Raw genomic sequence first — 16583 nt, 5'->3', positions numbered from 1 at the left:
AATAAATCTCTACACTCCGATTCCGAGATTATCTATATCTAAGCCGGATTTTTGTTCAAAGTATTTTTTTAGTTCGATATGTTTGTCCCATTTGTCTTGGGGATAATAGCCGTGGCGTTTTTTGACATCGCTCATTCTTTCTTCTATTTTTGAGGAGCCTTGAGGCAGGGCAATGCTGTCGCATAGCTGGATGAGTCTGTCGTAATCGTCATATTCGTATTCGTCGATAAGCTTTTTTATTTTTTTATAAGCTTCCGGGCCGACATCATTTTTGCCTATGTAGGTTTCTATATCTTTTATGGAAAAGGAATGAGTTATACATACTCGGGCTGCTTCATCATAGCCTAATTTCATAAGATATTCATAACCGTCTATCACATGGGCTAGGGCGGTTACGCCCTCCTGCCGTCCTATATCGTGGAGAAGACCCAAGATATAAGCCTTGGCAGGATCCAAGTCCTTACAGGCTGAAGCGATTTTTTGTGCGCACTTGCCTGCAACGATGGAGTGTTCCCGCCAAGGTCCGGGATTTTTTAAACAAGCCTCTTCAAGTAATCTTTCTGCTTCTTCTTTAGAAGGTAACATTGTTTAAAATTTTACTTTCCTGAAATTGTAATACCTGTAGAATGCATCCACGGAACTATTGCATTTCCATAGTCTACCTTTTCTTTTGAAACCGAAATTATATCGCTGAACATTTTTACGATGTTTCCGGCTATCATCGTTTCGGAAAGAGGTTTTGTAATTTCGCCGTTTTCGATGAGGTAGGAGTTTTTTGCAACACCGGAAAAGTCTCCGTTTGCCGCAGGGCTTCCGCCCGAAAATCGGCCGAGTAAAATTCCTTTTTTGACGGCTTTAATCATATCTGTCTTTGCCGTATTTCCGCCTTCTATTATTAAACCCTCTCCTCCCGAGACGCAGCGGGGAAGTCCGGTTTTTTTGGAGCCGTAAAGCCCTAAAACGAAATCTTTTAAAACTCCCTTTTCGATGAGGGTTTCGTTTTCGGCCTTAAAGCCGTCTTGCGTGTAAAGGCTTTCAAGTTCGGTACCCGGCTTTCGCGGAAATGAATGGAGGGTAAATAAATCCGATAATACTTTTTGGTTTAATTTATCCTTCCAAATGGAGGTGCCGGTAATGAGAGGCATATCGCTCATAAAAAGCCCCAGCATGGTACCTGCAAAATCTATCATACTCATAGGCGTTATAACTATGTCGCCTACAAAGGAGCCTGAAAGAGGGGCGGTAAGAGTTTGATCGCAGTTTTCCCTCATAATCTCATCGAGGTTTCCCCAGTCCTTTAAGGGCTTATCCAAATTAAGGTGAGCGGCTCCGCTATAGTTAAAGCTGCTTGTTCCCTTGCCGTCTTTTGCAAAGAACATTGCAGAAAAATTATATATGCCTGAGCTTTGAGTAAAACGCACACCGTTTGAGTTTGCAAAGTTTTGTTCTCTTCTTGTAAAATCCAAAACGCATTGGTTTAATTGTAAATTAGGATAGGCCGATTTTGTATAATCCAAAAACTCTTTCAGCCTCTCATACATTTTTTCGTTATTGGGCTGCGTATCTCCGTAAGAAAGAGTTTCTCCCTTTTGCATAGGAGAAATATCGTTTCCATCATCCTTTTCGGAAGAGCGTGAAAGGGAAACTGCCTTTGCAGCGTTTTCTTTTAAGGCCTTTTCGCTTAAGTCGTTCCCCGCGATATAGCCCTTTTTGCTTTCTACAAGAGATGTCATAGAAACGGAAATATCCGTAGTAGTCCTGTAAAGGCTTAAACGGCCTGCATCAATATTCATTTCGCTTTTTACGCTTTTTGAAACCCTTGTTGCTGCCTTATCGGCACCCTCTTTTTTAATGGTCTCCAAGATAAATTCCGCATGTTTTATTCCGTCAAATCCGTTCATTATTCACGTCCTCCTACTCCGATTTTACACTTGATTGCAGGCCCGCCCATTCCTACGTTGATGAGCTGCTTTTTTCCGCACATGCCTGCATTGCTCCAACTCATATCGTCGCTTACCATAGTTACGGTTTTTAGCATGTCGAAGGCAACTCCCGCTATTGTGCAGTCCTTTACTGCTTTGCCGATTTTTCCGTTTTTAATTTCATAGCCTAAAACTACGCCGAACATAAATTCGCTTGTAGAATCGGCCTGTCCGTTTGAAGAGCGTACAAAATAATATCCGTCATCGATGCTCGCTATCATATCCTTGAGCTTATCTTTGCCCGGGAGGATGGCCGTGTTTCTCATGCGTACTAAGGGTTCATCCGAAAACTCGTTGGCTCTGGCATTGCCTGTCGGGTCTACTTTGAAGATTGCTGCCGATTGTTTATTATGCATGTAGGAGCGCAAAATTCCGTCTTTGATGATTACTGCATCCTTTGCCGCAACTCCCTCATCATCTATCCAAATCGGAACAGGGCAGAGTTTGCCGTTGTACTCGTATGCAAAGTCTACGAGGGTTACGAGAGGTGTTGCAACTTCCTTATTCATAAAATCTGCTGCGATAGAGCCGGACATTACAAAGTCGGATTCCGTGGTGTGGCCGATTGCTTCGTGGGCAAGAATGCCTGCAAGGTCGGGGCCGAGAACTACGTCGTGAATTCCCGGGCGGGCATAGACTCCGGCTGCCTTTTGTTTTAGGTTTTCGACCATTTCGTCTATCTTGGAATAGTAAAGAGAAGGTTTATCGAAAAGGTTTTTAAACTGGCCGTATCCGCCGAAAACTTCATAAAGGTCTACAGGTTGACCTTCAGCGATTAATTTTAATTGAATGAATAAGTTTGCTCTTGAAATATAGGTGCGGGCATCAGCCTTGTCGGAAGTAATAAGATATCTTTCTGTGCTGTTTGTTCCAATGTTGAACGCTCTTGATTGAAGTTCAGGATATTTTTTTAACGTATAGCTTTCAAGGTCTTTTATAAAATCGATGGCTTCCTTTTGATCGGCATCCTTGGAGGGGTCGTGCTTTCCGTAGGTTCCCTGTCCTGTAAAAGCCGGAAGTTCAGCTTGACTGCTTCCTGTTTTTTTAGCTAAGAATTTAACGTTATCGCTTGCTAATTTTATTGAAGAGGCTATAGCCTCGTCCGTTTGCTCAGGTGATGAGGCAAAGCCCCATACCCCGTCCTTAAAAGAGCGGGCACAAACCCCGGCTTTTTTGCTTTGAACATTGTTTACAAGATCTCCGTTTAGGGCCGTTACAGCCATAGACGTGTTTTCTTGAAGTCTAAGTTCGGTATACTCGGAAAAAAGTTTTGAATGTCTTTTTAAGTCATCAAATTTCATGGTCTTCCTCCATTTTAGTCTTCTTCAAATTTGTTGTTAAAAATAGTTTCGATTGCTTCGCAGGCTTCAGCTTCATCGGGGCCGTCACAGGTTAAGGTTATCTCTGTGCCGTAAGCGGCTGCCATCGTAATAATTCCTATTACCGACTTGGCATTGATTTTTGTATCTTCCCTGCACAAAAAAAATCTCGGAAGAGAAGTTATTCGATTTTTGTGCAATCAAAGCTGCCGGCCGTGCATGTATTCCGGCCCTGTTTTGAACCTTAATAATTTTTGAAATCATAATTTATTCCTTTTAATATGTATCATCATCAGTGTAGTAGGGAGCTCTTGCAGAATCGGTTTCGATCCATCTTAGCACATTTCTGCTGAATTCTCTTGCAGAAAAATATCCCATACTCTTGAGTCTTTCATTTTTAGCTGCCGTTTCCAAAATGATCGGCACATTCCTTCCCGGTTTGACCGGTATTTCCAGCATAGGAATCCTTACATCAAGAATTTCGGTTGTAAGTTGATCCGTTCCCAAGCGGTCATAAACTTTTTCGGCATCCCATTCTTCAAGTTTTGCAACAAGCTGAATCTGCTTTACCTCCCGTATTGCCCCTATGCCGTAAAGCCGGCGTATGTTTATAATTCCTAAACCCCTTATTTCCATGTGGTGACCTATAATCTTATTGGCTCCGCGGCCTACCAGAGTGTTTCCGTTTATACAGGAAATCTCGACTACATCATCGGCTACAAGGCGGTGGCCCCTTTCAATAAGCTCAAGGGCTGTTTCGCTTTTTCCTACGCCTGAGCTTCCCATTATGAGGATGCCGAGGCCGAAAACCTCGACCAAGACCCCGTGTATTGAAATTTTGGGTGCAAAGGTATTTGATAAGATTCGTAAAAGGCGTAAGGCCAGCTCATTTGATGAAAGGGTTGAAGTCAAAACAGGGCAATTATGCTTGTCGCTTATTTCTAAAAATTCCTCAGGCGGCTTTAAACCGTTTGAAAATAAGCAGCACGGAATTTTAAAAGAAAACATTTTTTCGATTGTGGATAAGTCTTTTTTTTCTGTAAGTGTGGCAAGATATGCATATTCTCCCCGCCCGAAAAGCTGTACTCTTTCATTTGCAAATGAATCGAAAAAGCCTGAAAGGGCAAGTCCCGGACGGTTTATATTAGGCTCGATAATCTTATTGGAAAGCCCCATTCTCCCCGATACACAGGTCAATTCAAGGGAGTCATGTTTTTTAAGGTCTAATTCCAAAAGGTTGAGCACCGAAAAGCTTATGTTAGCCATATTTTTACTATACACATTTACGGCCCTTTTGTAAACAGACCTTGACGGATTTTCGGGGTGTTTTCCTGCTTTTAACAATTTAAAATTGGGTGCTAAAATGAAAAAAGGGAGCCCCTTAGAGCTCCCCTAAAAATTAAAACCTTAACTAAAGTTTATTTCTTTTCTTGAACCTTGTCCTTTTCTTTTTTGACTTTTTGGTCGGCTATGTCCATCATTTTGTTGACACCGGCTTCAAACTCATAGTTTTCGGTTGAAACATGAGCCGTGCCCCCCCACCTAAAGTTAATTGTTGTGTCGTAGATAAACTTTTTATCCAGTTTGATAAAGCACTGAATGTCGGTAATAAGATTATCCGCATATTCAATTCTTTTAAACTTTTGATCAAGATAGTTTTTTTGATCCTCGTCCATCGTAAATTTTACTGCTTGAATGTTAATGTTCATAATTTCCTCCACACAATTTCATTGTACTTATAGGATACTACACTTTTGCCGAAAAGTCGAGCATTAAATACAAATAAATAGAAAAAATTTACAAAGGAAATTGTAATTTTAACAAGAAATTAAAGACCGCGGGGGGCCTTTGCAGGATCAATGGGCTTATTTTTATCGTAGACCATAAAGTAGAACCTGGCCTTGCCTGTAAACAACTCCACACCCAGCTCGCCCAATTTTTGGCCTACAGCTATAGTGTCGCCTTTTTTTACTATGACCTTCTCCATTCCGCCGTAAACATAGATATGTTTTGTCTTAGATTGAACAAAGACGACCTGCCCGAAGCCTCGATGAGGGCCTGTAGATACGACCTTGCCTGAACTTACGGCCTTTACCGCCTGTCCTTTTACCGAATCTATAACGACTCCGGTAATTTTCCCTGAAAGGTAGGATACCTTTGAGGCAGGAACGGGCCAAAGGAGCTTGGAATCGGCTTGCTTTGTAGAAGTGCTCGGTTTTACGGCTTGGGAACTCCTATCCTGATCCGGCTTTGTAATTGAAGTCCTGTCTTTCTTATCGGTTTGGGCCGAATCGGTCTTCTGTTCTTGGGCTTTATCTTTAGGAATTTTTAAAATTTGGCCTATTTTTAAGGGTGTTTTTTCGTTAAGGCCGTTTAGTTTAAGGATATCCGAAAACTTAATGCCGAATTTTTTTGCCAAGGCATAAAGGGTGTCTCCTTTTTGTACCGTATGGGAAATATAATCGTCAGATTTAGTTTTAGCATTGTTTTTTTCTGACGTTCCTAATGGAATTATCAGTTTTTGGCCTATCTTTATCTTTGAAGGATCGCTTAAGTTGTTTTTTTTAAGAATAAGATCTATGGGCGTATTATATTTTTTGCTTATAGAATAGAGGGTGTCGCCCTTTTCGATTGTATGGACTACATCTTCGGCAAAACATGAAAAAGAGAATAGAATAAAAAATAAAAGCCGTAATATGTTTTTTTTATACATTAAGCCTCTTTTGGAGGAGCAAACATATCAACCATAAAGGCTAAATCTTCCGGAGAGAATTCAAGGTTCTTTTCCTGTACCCTTTCTTCGTTTGTAGTATTGAGTTTTTGCAATAAACTAAAAACTATATAGGTTAGAATAACGTTTCCTGCCTTTGGATGGGCATTTATATATGCCGTAAATTGTTCTTTTGAAATGAGAAGAATTGTAGAAGGATCCAAGGCGTTTACTGTGGCTGTTGCAGGCTGATCTTTAAAGAGGGATGTTTCGCCGAAACTTGCATTGTTTTGTAAAATGCCGATTTTAACATCTCCCCATTTTCCGTTTTTTACTATTTCAAGTTTTCCGCTTAACAATACAAAAAAGCCCTTGTTTTCGGTGCCCTCGGTAATAATGCTTTCGCCTCGCTCATAAGAAATAATCTCGGAAAAATCGATTATCTGCATCAAATCGGAATCTTCAATGCACGAAAAAATAGCGGTTTGTTTTATTTCTTGAAAAAAAATCTCCCTATCCATTTCTACCTTGTTCATATCTGCTCCATTTTTTTGTTCTTATCGGTATGCATTAAAAAACACATCCGTGCTTAAATTATTTATCTTTGTCCCCACGGGGTAAGCCCCCAGTATGTTTTTGCGGCCTTCTTCCAAATGCTTGGAGGTAATGCCGTATTTGATCGAGCTTTCAGCCTCGACAAAGGCTGCAATCTGGTCGGCAACTCTTACCAAGCGGCCGTCAGTTGCCTTAAATTTCTTATCGGAATATTTTTGAGACAATTCTTCAAAACTTACTATTTTTACTTTTTTGTCCGCAATAACCCTGTTTTCAAATTCATCCGAAATATAATACATAATCTCATCTATAAAAGATTCATCCATTAGGGGTAAAAGCTCATCCTTGACAATACGCTCTTCAATTTCTTTTACGACGGACGGGAGGTGATCCGTTGCCTGTTTTACAGGTGAAATAATATCTCTTGTAACCGCTTCCGGCAGGTCGTGAAATAGGGCCGAAAAAAAGTTGTTGTATCTTCTTTCCCGATTTATGTTTAAGTCATAGCACATTAGGAGGGTTAGGGCTGCTACATAAAAGGAATGGCCCAATACCGTCGTTTGCGGAACCCTGGGCGTTTGATTCCATCTTACCTGAAACCTAAGTTTTTCGATTTCGGTTATAAATTTATGAGGATTTTGATTTGTAAGCAAAAGCTGAATGCCGGTTAAATCCATAAACTCGCAGATTTCTTCCTTTAAAAGTCCGTCAATCTTTGTCAGGCGGAAGGCTTCGTTTACGGGTTTTAGCATTTCGAATTCCCTTATTGTAGAATATTTATGAGCAGCTCGTGAAACCTTCCATGTTAGGTCATCATCATCCGGCTCTTCAAAAAGATAGGAATGAAACTTGCTCTTAAATTCTCCGTCGGGAAAAAAGGTCATTATATTTTTCGAAGATCCACTCGTTTATTTTTTTATATTCTTCAGGGTATTCTTTTCGGATCTTTCTTTGTACCGGAGCCTTGATGTCGCAAAGGGCTATCTTTCTTAATATATCGAATACGGAACCGTCGATTATCCTATCCCAGTCGATTTTTTTTCCTTTTTTTTCTTCGTATTTTCCGATTATGTAGGCTAAAAATGTTTTCTCGGCCGTTTTATCCATTTCGACTATTTCAAAGGGGCGGATAAGATCGTTCCACCGTTGGATAGAGAAAGCTTCAAATAATTTTAAAACCGTCTTTGTAGTAAAAATCATTTTTTAGGTCTATCCTTTTGTTTGATGTCCTTTTCCATCTTATCTTTCCAGATTTCGATTTTACGTTTGACTTCTTCAACTTCCCTATGCTCGTTTAAGACCATGTGAACCCTTCTTAATCCTTCCAAAAAAAGAATTGCGGTTCGGAAGTCGCTCACATTGTTTGTAACGATTTCGTATTTTTCGCGGTATTTGTCGGCAGCCTTTGTAAAAAGTTTTTTTACAAGGCGGAGGTGATAGATAACTGTGTCATAATCTTCCGCATGAGGGTTTAAGCCTGTTTTGCTTATTTCTTTTAAGTCCATTATGTTTTTTGCGACTACTGCAAATCGGGCTTCTATGTCGATAAAGGACCAACGCCATTTGGTGTTTTCTCCATAAGCGTCTATTACCAAATTGATTACTAGTCCTAGTTTTCGTATAAGATAGTATCTTTGCTTTTCGGTAATTTTTGAAATTTGGGCAACACCTTCTTCATATTCAGAAAAAGGGGCATCAATCATATCCGTTACAATTTCTTCAAGATAGATTATGGGCTTATATAGGGTTTTGCGTGCTTCGTTGAGGATGTTTTCGTTTTTTCCTCCGAGGAGGGCGACTGATAGTCTGAATTTTGCTAGATAAAGGGTTGCCAAGTAAATCATTTCGTCGGCAAGTACAAGCCTTTTATAAGCAGCACCGAAGGTGTCTTTTTTTATAAGCGAAAGAATATTTTGCTCATGTTTTAAAACTTGGTTTATTACTTGATCATATTCGTGAACCCGTTTTGTGTAAAGTTCCTTGTTTCCGCCTTTTTCCCCTTCCACAATAATCTCCTCTATCGGACATATTTTAATAGAAGCTCTTCAGCATGTCTGAGAGAAGCCTCGCTTAATTCGTCTCCCGCCAGCATTCTAGCTATTTCTTCAAGTCTGGCCTTGCCTGAAACAGCTGCCGCCGAGGTTTTGGTAGTTTGTCCTATCGTATTCTTTTCTATCTTTATGTGATTATCGGCATGAGAAGCTATTACCGCAAGATGCGTAATGCAAAGAATTTGCTTTTTTTTCGACAGCTTTTTCATGTGGGAAGCTACATTTACTGCAACTTCTCCGCCGATGCCGGTATCAATTTCGTCGAATATCAAGGTGTCCGCTTCGTCCCCTGCGGATAAAACGGTTTTTAAGGCCAGCATAACGCGGGAAAGCTCGCCGCCGGATGCAATTTTTGCAAGAGGTCTTAAAGGTTCCCCTGCGTTGGGGCTTATCATAAATTCTATATCGTCAAAGCCGTAAGGATTTGCCGAGAGTCTGTTCCCTTCAGGAATCCTAGTATCTACCCGCACCTGAAACTTTGTTTTAGGCATTCCCAAATATGAAAGGACATCTTCAACATCTTTTTGAAGTTTGGAAGAAGCTGCCTTGCGTTTTTCGGATAAGGCTCTTCCAAGTTTTAAGATTTTTGACTCCAAGATGCCTATGGCATTTTCAAGATCGGCCTTTCCTTCCTCCCGCTTGGTAAGCCCTTCAAGCTGCTCTTCTGCACTTTGGGCATAGTCTAAGACATCCTTTATTGTTGCCCCGTATTTTTTTGTCAGCTTGTATATTAAAGAAAGCCTTTCTTGCACTTGCTCAACCCTTTCGGGATTAAATGTCAGCTTTGAAAGATAGGAATCTATTGAGGAGCTTATATCATCCAGTTCGTAATATCCTGTTTCAAGCCTTTTTGAAAGTTCTTCAAGGCCTTCATCACAATTTTTTGCAGTTTCAAGATGATGCATTGCCTTTTTTGTAAGGCTGATAATTCCTGCTTCATCGGAAAAAAGTTGGGAAGCCGTATTTAGGGATTCAAAAAGTTTTTCGAATTGGCTTAATTTTTTTTCCTCCGTTTCAAGTTCTTCTTTTTCATCTTCCTTTAGTTTTGCCTTGTTTATTTCATCAACAGCAAACTGTAAAAGTTCCTGCTTTTCGGCAAGTTCTTTTTCTGAAATGTTTAAGCCCTCAAGTTCGGTTCTTTTTTCGGCAAGTTCTGCATAAAGAGAGGTGAACATTTTAACCTCATTGTTTATGCCTGCAAAGCTGTCCAAAAAACGGCGGTGTTCTGCAATTCTAAAAAGAGATTGATGGTCATGCTGACCGTGTATATCCACCAAAAGGGAGGTAAAGTCTTCAAGTTCGCTCCTTGTTACCGGTGTGCTTTGAATCCACGCATTGGATCGGCCGTTTTGCTTTAAATTTCTGCGGATAAGGATGCGGTTATCTTCAGGTTCGATTCCGTGCTCGGCGAGCCATTTTAAGGCCTCGCTGTGTTCATTTCCGATAAAAAAACTTCCCGATACTACGGCCTCATCTGTACCTGAGCGGATAAGGTCGGTAGATGTTTTTCCGCCAAGTAAGAGGGTTAAGGAGCCGATCAATATCGACTTACCCGCACCCGTTTCACCGCTTAAAACGTTTAAGCCGTTTTCAAATTCTACAAAGAGGCTGTCTATTAAAGCTATGTTTTTTACCGATATATTTTCAAGCATTTACTTTCCTTAAATTACAACATTTTTAAGTATAGACTAAAATGAAGCAAATTTCAAGTAATTAAAATTGGGCTTCGGGGTGTTCTTTATGTATATATTCCGACCATTTATGATCGGTTACAGCTATGTGTTCAACCAGCCACTTACCTAAAAAGTCATAGAATTGGCAGCCTGTTTCGATATTGCCTGAAGCCAGCGGAACAATAGCCTCCTGTATTTTTTTTATAAAAGAATTATGGATAGAGGCGTGTTCTTTTAAATCGGGATATCCGTATTCCTGCATAATTTTTTCTTCTTCGGTAAAATGGTAAGCCGTATAATCGGATAGACTCTTTACTATCTTCCCTATTTTAAGTTTATATTCTTCATGGGAAAGCTCAAATAAGGATTTAAACTGTCCCATTATCGATAAAAGTTTTTTATGATGCAAATCTATTGTATTATAACCTACGCTTAATGAGTCTTCCCACTCAAAACCTATAATCTCACTCATAGTGATTATTGTAATGTATTATTAAAAAATGTCAAGGGAGAATAGATATTATAAAAAAGCTGCCCTATAGGACAGCTTTTTTATGGATTATCTAATTTTTAGTATCCGAATACAAGGCCTAAGCCTACTTCAAGTCCTGAGCCTGTAAAACTTCCTAAAAAGGAGGGTGAAGCAGAGCTGATTGAGGTTTCAAGCCTAAATAATCTTAAATCGATAAAGGCGCCGCCCCTGTTTTTCCAAACGCGGTCTTCTAATGCAAGAGAATAGTATACACCAAAAACCTTTAAAAAGTTGGTTTCGATTTTTACGCCTGCGTCTACATAAAAGGGCTTCATCATATGAAATCCGATATTAGGCGAAATGATTAGATATCTGTTTGAAAAAGGAAAAATATCTGAACTTATATTAAGTTTTAAGGGTCTAAAAATTTTTCTTTCTTTCAGTAGTTTGCCTTCAGTATCAAAGACAAAGGGGTTCGGCTTTTGCTCTATCTCAGGGGCGGGTTTTCCTTCTATGATGGAGTTGAGATACGAAAATAGGGATTCTATTTTATAACCTGCATCAAGCTTAACTGTTACACCCTTATCCATGACGGCAGGTAAAATGGGAATGTTTGTTAAAGAAAAATTTAAATCAGCCAATGGTTTAAAACTGTATGAACCTGATAAGCTTAGATCTGCACCGCCTTTTTTAAATATTGAAGCAATATCGAAATTGCCGGTGCCTCCGAACATGAAAAAAAACGGTGTATATACGCTTAAAGTTCCTGATGCAGCTACATTTATTTTCCCGTCAGCACCATTAATCATTGTATATGTAAGCTCGTCATAAGGTATATAAAATGCAGGAATAAAATAAGCGGCACTCAATCTAAATTTAAAATCTTTGATTTTCATTCCGTAAAATAAACCTGTACCTGCAAATGCCGAGCCTGTTGCCGTAAGTTTCCCGGAAAGCACCTTATCGTCGGTATTACCTTTTGCAAGCAAGTTTATAATGCTTTTAGGCATATTTCCGAAAGCATAAGCATCAGCCGTTGTAAAAAAGCCGAATTCGGCCTTTGATTTGATATAAATATCAAAATATATTTTAAAATTCGCAAGGGAAGATACGGCAAATCCTGAACTGGGAAGCCTCTTTGACATTTTATCAAAATCGGCATCTACAGTGCCTTTCGGGTTAAATAAAAAGTCCTTTATAGTAAAATATGAGTTTGAAGCAGACGCACCAATATTGATGCCGAAAGCAAAGGCTGTTCTTCCCTTTTCAAAAAAGCCGTTTTTTTTCTCTTTGGGTTCATATTGAGCCGGCAGTTCGGGAATAACTTCCGGAGAAATATCTTGTGAATAAGAAGTCATTAAAACCAAATTTATAAAAATAAAAAATAAAAATATGCTTTTTTTCATTGAGTGCTCCTAAGGCTAAAAAATTTTAAATTCTTTGTTAATATCCAATTTTGAAGAAATATGGGCTTTTAGTTTTAAGGATGAACCGTTTGTTAAGGTATAATCCCCTTTCGGAAGCATAATCTTAAATTCTGTCAACAAGTTTTCTTGTTTTTTTAGCTTTTCCGCTTCTTCAGCATTTATTTCAAGCGTTAAGTTATTATTTCCGTTTAGCATTTTTAATTCTTTTTCAAGAATATTTGTGCCGCCCTTGTTTTTAAAAATTACCTTTGCAGCAAGCTGAAGCCCTGTTCTGTTTTCATATTCTATATGCATCTTTATGTTTCTGACTGCATTCATCACTTCATTGACAGGATCGCCTTGTGCCTGCGATATAGAGCTCAAGCTGTCATTCCTGGTAATTGTAAAAATATCTGTATCCTTATCAAAATTAATCTTGAGAGGTATCTCTAATAGCAGATCCAGATTCATTTTTTGGTTAGATGTATTTGTTAAGTCATTAGGTGTTATTTCAATTTCTTCAAGCTTTATTTCATACTTAATTTTTAAATCATTGGGTGCAGCATTTAAAATTTCGGATATATCTTTTGTTATCGATGCTTTCGGCAGTTTACCTGTATACGGTTTTGTTTTATCTCTATTATAAAAGCTGTCTGGTAGTTGTTCTATAAATTGAATATCCGATAAACCTGTATCGGCTGATCCCAAAATGTATTTAGATTGACTCGCACCTTCTTTTGTATATTCGGCATAAATTTTCCCCTTAATTTTGTTGTTCTGTCCTTTTAAAATTTCTGAGTTTGCATAAATGTAAAGATTAACATCTTTAAATTTCATGTTTCCCTTTGTAAATTCCTTTATTTTTGATAGATCTGTTGCTCCTTCTTTGGGGAATGTTCCTTTAAGCGTATTATTTGTTTTTGGTGTTATTTTAGCACTGTTCCAATCAATGGTAAGCTTTAATTCCCCTCCCATAGAAACTGGTGTGCCGGGTTCAACATTGTTGATTGTAAGAATCTTATTGCCTTCATCATAACCGCCGGGGAAGGTAATCTTGGTTTTCATGTCGATTTGTCCGCTGTCAACAGCTGCCGGTTTAAATGTAAAACCGTTTTTTTGTATGGTTTTAGTATTTTTACCTCCGGCCGGAAATGTAACCGTCGACTCCGAAAGCCCGAAGGCTGTGGAACTTATTGTTACGCCAATATCATTATCCGTAGGAAGCTGATTATCCATTGTAAGATCAATCTTTGAAATATAAATTTCTTTTACCCATTCTTTTAATGTCTCAGGAATCGGCTGTTCATAAGTATAGACAGGATTAAAAGTATCGGGCATCTTTACCTTTATGTACTTAAATTTTTGTATCTTAAAAGTAAATGCGAGATTTAATTTAGGATCGCCTACATCCTTATATGTTGCGTTATTTATTGTAAATTCGACATTGCCTTTAATTTTTACCGGATTGTTGTTTATTGTTGTACCATTTAAATTATTATCTCCTACAGTAAGAGCTTTATTTAGCCCTCCGTCTTGTTCTGCATTTATATTAAAGTTTAATCCAATATTTTCCCATCCGTATTCCGAAAAGTCGGGGCTTTTTGTTATAACTATACTTCCGGTTTCTATCAATGCCTCTTTAAAATCGCCTTCTACAGGAATTGTTTGTTCAGTGATATTCTGTGTTATTGTGCCGAGGTTAAGTCCTGTAGCTTCTTTGAGAGGTCCCGATATATCGGTAGAAACCTTTAAAATCGTACCGTTATGTGAGGGATTTCCATCAGAGGTGTTTAATGTCAGCCTCAGCTTCATTTTAGGGTAGAGCTTTTTATCTTCAATATTCAGCCTTACCGGTATGGAATTATCTGACCATGAACTTATGTTTTCTTCGCTTTCGGTTAAAAGCTCTATTTTTGTAAAGTTAAATTTAAAATCAGGGGAAGCGTTTTCGATTTTTGTACTTATGTCGAATGTTGCCCCGGATCCAAATGTTAAGCTTTCAAATTTACTTCCTAAGTTTAAATCACGGGTAATCGTTATACCGGCATTTCCGGAAGCTTCGTGTATCGGGGCAACGAATGCCGGAAAAGTAACGGCTTTATTTATTTCGTCTTTTATGTGAGATAAATCTACCTCATAGGATTGAGTTTTATTAATTTCCGGTATAGTAAATTCCTTGTTTTCTAAGGTTTTACTCAAGCCTTCCTTAAATTGTTTAAGGTTGTCTTCAATATTTGTCTTCATATTAAAATTAAGATCTGTTACCGGATAGTGGAACATAAATTTAAGTTCATTGTCATTTGCATCTTTTTTGTACCTAAAAAGATTTTTTAAAAGAGGATCGTTACCTGCCATTTCGGATATTTTTTTTTCGGATATAAATTCTTCAAAACTAAAATCCTTAGAACCTAAATTTAACCTTAGCTCAGGCTTTGCTTTTATCGTAATACCTTTAAAGATTGCAGGTTTGCAGGATAAAATTGCCGCTGCCAAAATAATCAGGGCTGCTAAAACATACTTATTAAACCTTTTCATAAAAACTCCTTTCAAATACTAAAAACGCTGCTGACTTTTTTGATTACGGACATATTAGCATATTTTTACAAAAAAAACAAGATTGTAACTTTTTATGCTCAGGGTAACCGCACCAGAGTTTCATCTTCGCAAAAAACATAGGCTGTTCAACCCGCCTTTCGCCGCTATGCGGCTGCAAGAGGGGTATTCACAGCCTATTTTTTTGCTATTTTGTTCCCCCTATGATGCGGTTCCCCTGTTTTTTTGAACAAAAGAGCGAAATTTTGTTTAAAATTTCGCTCAATAAGGAAGCCAACCGCTTCAGCAATCTGGTGCGGTTGCCGTGTTTTTCTGCTGTAAACTTTAGTTTATTTTCCCGATCTTGAAAAAAAAATATTAATATGCTAGAATGCATAACCATGTTTGACCAATTGGAACCCTTATTACCCGAAATTAACGTATTCTTGCAAAATGTTGGAGAAGTTTTTACTCTTGAAGAACTTAAAAATTTTATCGATCTTAAAGATATTGATGACTCTGTTTTGAGTGTCTTTTTAGTTGCTTCGGGGCTTGCGTATTTTCTTCCCGACCCCGATGAAGAAAACGGTGCATGGATTAGCAGGCACGGCTTTTTTACCGGTAAGGAATTTTCCGTTCAAATTTCCGATACCGAAGATGAAATGCGAATTTTTATACCCGGCTCAAGATTTTTACCCTTTTTGCCGGCAAATCAACAGGTTCATGAGGCAAAAATATTCTATAAAGGAAAAGAAATTCCCAAAAAAAAGGTTTATTTGAGCTTTAATAGAATTTTTTCATTTTATTTTTTGTATAGCGAAAGCGATCTTTCAAATGCTTTATGTGAAGATCATGCAGAAAATGTAGACACATTATCACGAATTAATGATAGCTTTAATCCTGAAGCCCGTTTTGCCGTAAGTGCTTGGGATTTTTCGGCCGTTTTTGATAAATGCAGTTTTAACCATCCAAGGCGTTTTTTGGTGCGTATAAAAGATTGGTCCAATGCAGAGTTTGAAATTTTAAAGGAAGGCAGTGAACTTTTAGAAGAAGATATTGAAAGCTGGTTCAGTGCTTTTGAAGCTTCTGTTCATTCTTCTTTAAAAATATTGCCTATGGAGGCTGCAACTCAAGAAGTGATGTCCTTTGCTTTCTTTTTGGGAGATGATTCTCTTTTTTATGAAAACGCAACTCCCATGGAGATGTATTTTGAACAAAAGGCTGTTTTCGGTGTCATTCCCTATGGTATCGACGAAAAATTTTGGATCTTAGATGAGCCTTTCACAAATCCCGAAGTCTGGTTTGATTATCCTTATGTCAAAAATGAAGAGGAAAGTTTTTTTAATTATATCGGAAGGCCTGTTACCGAGGATATTATAGACTGCTTTGTTTTGGATTTTTTATCCGAAAACTATATAACCCGTTTTAATGATGATGTAAAGAAGCGTTTTATAAAGAAAACTGCGGATCTGTTTGTTCCAAAGTTTATGAATGACCATAAAAATATGTATTCAAAGTGTAAAACTTATTTGGAGGATCATTACGATTACTGGGTTAATTTATACAATCCTTTTCAAGATGATATTTCAAAAGAGCTGCGTTACGGTCTGGTTGACTTGTATATGGACCTTGTAATTCTTTTTAATAATATTGACGAGAAAAAACTAAAACCGTCAGACTTTGATGGGCAATCGTCCTTAATTATATACCAGATTTTTGAAAAACTTTTTCAATTATGCGGCTTTATTTCTTACATAGAAGAGGAAAATGATTCTTTTTTTGAGTTAGTATCTATGTCTCTTGAAAATTTATCTTATATATATGCTGATGTGAAGGTCGAAATCAGAAATCAAATATCGTCCCTCTCAAAAAAATAACAACCT

The 16583-nt window shown here is 38.2% G+C and carries 13 protein-coding genes and 2 pseudogenes; 1 reads left to right on the top strand and 14 read right to left on the bottom strand.

Translation table 11 applies throughout. The annotated features are described in order from the left end of the window. Window positions 1-9: 9 nt before the first annotated feature. The 14 genes and pseudogenes from E4O00_RS07545 to E4O00_RS07475 all read right to left on the bottom strand — a co-directional run bounded on the left by E4O00_RS07545 (window position 10) and on the right by E4O00_RS07475 (window position 14703). Complete coding sequence (locus E4O00_RS07545; protein WP_253676756.1) at window positions 10-585, bottom strand: HDOD domain-containing protein; 576 nt, start codon at window positions 583-585, stop codon at window positions 10-12. Window positions 586-596: 11 nt separating this feature from the next. Then, a complete protein-coding gene (locus E4O00_RS07540) occupies window positions 597-1901 on the bottom strand; it encodes a TldD/PmbA family protein (protein WP_253676755.1) in 1305 nt (434 codons plus the stop codon). Further along, entirely contained in the window at window positions 1901-3283 is a 1383-nt protein-coding gene (locus E4O00_RS07535; RefSeq protein ID WP_253676751.1) for a TldD/PmbA family protein, read from the bottom strand. The genes E4O00_RS07540 and E4O00_RS07535 overlap by 1 nt, the downstream gene beginning before the upstream one ends. Before the next feature lie 14 nt (window positions 3284-3297). Beyond that, window positions 3298-3565 (bottom strand): annotated as a pseudogene (locus tag E4O00_RS07530) (HPr family phosphocarrier protein). Between the two features lie 12 nt (window positions 3566-3577). Further along, a complete protein-coding gene (gene hprK / locus E4O00_RS07525) occupies window positions 3578-4567 on the bottom strand; it encodes an HPr(Ser) kinase/phosphatase (RefSeq protein WP_253676750.1) in 990 nt (329 codons plus the stop codon). A gap of 152 nt (window positions 4568-4719) precedes the next feature. After that, complete coding sequence (locus tag E4O00_RS07520) at window positions 4720-5010, bottom strand: HPF/RaiA family ribosome-associated protein (RefSeq protein WP_253676748.1); 291 nt, start codon at window positions 5008-5010, stop codon at window positions 4720-4722. 119 nt (window positions 5011-5129) lie between these two features. Continuing rightward, entirely contained in the window at window positions 5130-6014 is an 885-nt protein-coding gene (locus tag E4O00_RS07515; protein WP_253676747.1) for a M23 family metallopeptidase, read from the bottom strand. After that, complete coding sequence (locus tag E4O00_RS07510; protein WP_253676745.1) at window positions 6014-6547, bottom strand: cyclic nucleotide-binding domain-containing protein; 534 nt, start codon at window positions 6545-6547, stop codon at window positions 6014-6016. Before E4O00_RS07510 ends, E4O00_RS07515 begins: the two co-directional genes overlap by 1 nt. Window positions 6548-6568: 21 nt before the next feature. Continuing rightward, window positions 6569-7766: pseudogene (locus tag E4O00_RS07505) on the bottom strand (HD family hydrolase). Then, entirely contained in the window at window positions 7763-8572 is an 810-nt protein-coding gene (locus tag E4O00_RS07495) for a hypothetical protein (RefSeq protein ID WP_253676735.1), read from the bottom strand. The pseudogene E4O00_RS07505 and the gene E4O00_RS07495 overlap by 4 nt, the downstream one beginning before the upstream one ends. Window positions 8573-8583: 11 nt before the next feature. Continuing rightward, window positions 8584-10269, bottom strand: coding sequence for a DNA repair protein RecN (gene recN, locus E4O00_RS07490; RefSeq protein ID WP_253676734.1), 1686 nt, complete (start codon window positions 10267-10269; stop codon window positions 8584-8586). 61 nt (window positions 10270-10330) lie between these two features. Continuing rightward, on the bottom strand, window positions 10331-10762 hold the full coding sequence (locus E4O00_RS07485) for a bacteriohemerythrin (protein WP_253676733.1): 432 nt from the start codon (window positions 10760-10762) through the stop codon (window positions 10331-10333). Between the two features lie 98 nt (window positions 10763-10860). Continuing rightward, window positions 10861-12168 (bottom strand): hypothetical protein, encoded by a 1308-nt coding sequence (locus E4O00_RS07480; protein WP_253676732.1) that lies wholly within the window; start codon window positions 12166-12168, stop codon window positions 10861-10863. Between the two features lie 15 nt (window positions 12169-12183). Next, complete coding sequence (locus tag E4O00_RS07475; protein ID WP_253676731.1) at window positions 12184-14703, bottom strand: hypothetical protein; 2520 nt, start codon at window positions 14701-14703, stop codon at window positions 12184-12186. A gap of 398 nt (window positions 14704-15101) precedes the next feature. On the opposite strand from E4O00_RS07475, the gene E4O00_RS07470 reads away from it, so the two are divergent. Continuing rightward, window positions 15102-16577 carry a hypothetical protein gene (locus E4O00_RS07470; RefSeq protein WP_253676730.1) on the top strand — a complete coding sequence of 492 codons (1476 nt, stop codon included), beginning with the start codon at window positions 15102-15104 and terminating at the stop codon, window positions 16575-16577. Window positions 16578-16583: the final 6 nt, after the last annotated feature.

This window comes from Treponema sp. OMZ 788 (assembly GCF_024181245.1).
Classification (GTDB): Bacteria; Spirochaetota; Spirochaetia; order Treponematales; family Treponemataceae; genus Treponema_B.
This window is presented reverse-complemented; position numbering and strand designations above follow the sequence as displayed.